1 protein-coding gene is annotated in these 1322 nt (G+C 62.9%); it reads left to right on the top strand.

The genetic code is table 11. The annotated features are described in order from the left end of the window. Positions 1 to 69 precede the first annotated feature (69 nt). Positions 70 to 1322: condensation domain-containing protein (locus GC106_RS46960; RefSeq protein WP_312873464.1), on the top strand; the 1253-nt coding region annotated here is incomplete at its 3' end.

The following is a 1322-nucleotide window of genomic DNA, read 5'->3' as shown; positions in this document are numbered from 1 at the left end:
CCCAATGGGAAGCTGGATCGGCGTGGTTTGCCGGTTCCGGTGGTGTCGCGGGTTGTGGGTGGTGGGGGTGTGTCTCCGGTTGAGGTGGTGTTGTGTGGTTTGTTTGGTGAGGTGTTGGGTGTGGGTGGTGTTGGTGTGGATGATGATTTTTTCGGGTTGGGTGGTCATTCGTTGTTGGCGACTCGGTTGGTGAGTCGGGTTCGGGTTGTGTTGGGTGTGGAGTTGCCGGTTCGGGTGTTGTTTGAGGCGTCGTCGGTGCGTGCGTTGGTGGGTCGTTTGGGGTGGGGTGGGGGTGTTCGTCCGGGGTTGGGTGTGATGCCTCGGCCGGATGTCGTTCCGCTTTCCTTCGCCCAGCGACGACTCTGGTTCCTGTGGCGCTACGAGGGCGTCTCGGCCACGTACAACATGCCGATGGCCTTGCGTCTCCAGGGTGACATCGACCTGGACGCCTTGCGTGCCGCTCTGGCTGATGTGGTGGCCCGGCACGAAGCACTGCGGACGATCTTCCCCGAGATCGACGGCGAACCATGTCAGGTGGTGAAGCCTGCTGACGAGACCACAGTGGACTGGCAGGTGCTGGACGTCGTCGAGGAGCGCCTCTCAGGCGTGATGGCCGCAGCCGCTCGCACGCCGTTCGATCTGACCCGTGACATTCCGGTGCGCGGCAGCATTTTCACGATCGGACCGGGCGACCACGTGCTGATGCTCGTGATGCACCACATCGCCGGTGATGGCTGGTCGGTGGCTCCGTTGGTGCGCGACCTGGTCGCCGCGTATACCGCGCGCCGGAGCGGCGAATCGCCGTCTTGGCAGCCACTACCGGTCCAGTACGTGGACTACACGTTGTGGCAGCGGGATCTGCTGGGCGACGAGTCCGACCCGGACAGCCTGTACAGCCAGCAAGTCAGCTACTGGCAACGAGAACTCGCCGACCTGCCCGCGACGGTCAGCCTGGCGGCGGACCGGCCAAGGCCCTCGGTCGCCTCGTTCCGCGGTGACACAGTCGAGTTCGATCTTGGCACCCAGCTGCGCGACAAGGTCACCAACCTGGCCCGTGAGTGTGGCGGGACGGTGTTCATGGTGTTGCAGGCGAGTTTGGCCAGTTTGTTGTCTCGTTTGGGTGCGGGGGTCGATATTCCGCTGGGTAGTGGTGTGGCGGGGCGTACGGATTCGGGTTTGGACGATGTGGTCGGGTTTTTTGTGAATACTATTGTTGTGCGGGTTGATGTGTCTGGTGATCCGTCGTTCGTGGATGTTGTCGGGCGGGTGCGGGAGCGGAGTCTTGGTGCGTTCGCGAATCAGGATGTGCCGTTCGAGCATTT

Source organism: Kibdelosporangium persicum, from assembly GCF_013280595.1.
GTDB classification, from domain to species: domain Bacteria; phylum Actinomycetota; class Actinomycetes; order Mycobacteriales; family Pseudonocardiaceae; genus Kibdelosporangium; species Kibdelosporangium persicum.
The sequence above is the reverse complement of the archived record's forward strand: the minus strand, read 5'-3'. Positions and strand labels throughout refer to the sequence as shown.